This is a genomic window from Streptomyces sp. KR55, assembly GCF_052245645.1.
In the GTDB taxonomy this organism is placed as follows: domain Bacteria; phylum Actinomycetota; class Actinomycetes; order Streptomycetales; family Streptomycetaceae; genus Streptomyces; species Streptomyces flavusporus.
Window position 1 is genome coordinate 1 of record NZ_JBQQCE010000952.1, and the last position, 1,033, is coordinate 1,033.

Annotated in this window: 1 protein-coding gene; it reads right to left on the reverse strand. The window is 68.9% G+C overall.

Features of this window, described 5'->3' with window-relative positions; translation table 11 throughout:
• Positions 1 to 314: 314 nt before the first annotated feature.
• The coding region (locus ACTWQJ_RS51745) for a phage major capsid protein (RefSeq protein WP_443313260.1) at positions 315 to 1,033 on the reverse strand (719 nt) is incomplete at its 5' end.

The window sequence follows — 1,033 nt, forward strand, 5'->3', positions numbered from 1 at the left end:
AGGCACCGAGCAGGCGCCTACGGTCCTCGTACCGGCGGGTCCTCGAGCGCCTCGACGTGACCTCACTGCCTCACTGAACGGCCATCCGTGCAGGTCACGGCCAGTGACCCAGGCCAGTGACCCGGCCAGTGGAAAGTCACTGCCGGGGTGACACGTCACTGGTTTCGCCCCTGACGCTGGTTTCGGGTCGAGCCGAAACCGGTTTCGCCCCCGATATCGGGGATGACCTGCGAAGTTTCGGTTTTCGGGCACGCGGCGGGGACGCGAAAGGGCCCCCGCCGTGTTGCTGCGGCGGGGGCCCTGGGGTGAAACCGTCAGGTAGCCGAGTGCGCGAACCACTTGATCGCGCCCGTGGTGTCGACGAGCGCAGCGTCCGCCCGCAGCAGCGCCCGGAACGTCACCAGGTCGGAGTTGAACGCGTAGTCGTCCGACCGCTCGAAGCGGATCCCGTTGACCATGCGCACGAAGTACCGCGACCAGTCACCGAACAGAACCGACTTCGCCGAAGCCGCCATGGCGGGCACGAACGGGTCGATGAACGCGGGCTTGCCGATCATGGCTCCGGATGCCCCCGCGGGCCCCTCGGTCACGAAGTCGCCACCGACGATCTCACCCGCGGAAGCAGTCTTCAGCTTGCGAATGCTTGTCAGCGTGGCGTTGCGCAGCAGCCACCCGGCCGCGGGCTGCATCACATACGGCTCCGCCACCGACCCATACAGGTCGTACAGCAGATCTGTGCCCTGCCCGGCCGTGCCCTGCGCGCCGAAGCTCGACGCGGTGCCCGTCGGACCGGTGGCGCCCGCCGTGGCGTCGAGCAGCACCCCGCGCGGCTGCCCGGAACCGGTGCCGTTGATCAGATGGTTGCCGAGACCGAGCCCGATCGCCTGCCCGGCCTGCCGCGCCAGGTAGCCCTCAAGGTCGACCCCGGCGTCCTGCACGAGCTCGGTGGACACCTGCACCAGGAACCCGTACTTGAACGCGCCCAGACTGACGCTCGACAGCGTCGGGTCAGACTCGGGGATCGCGGCCGCCT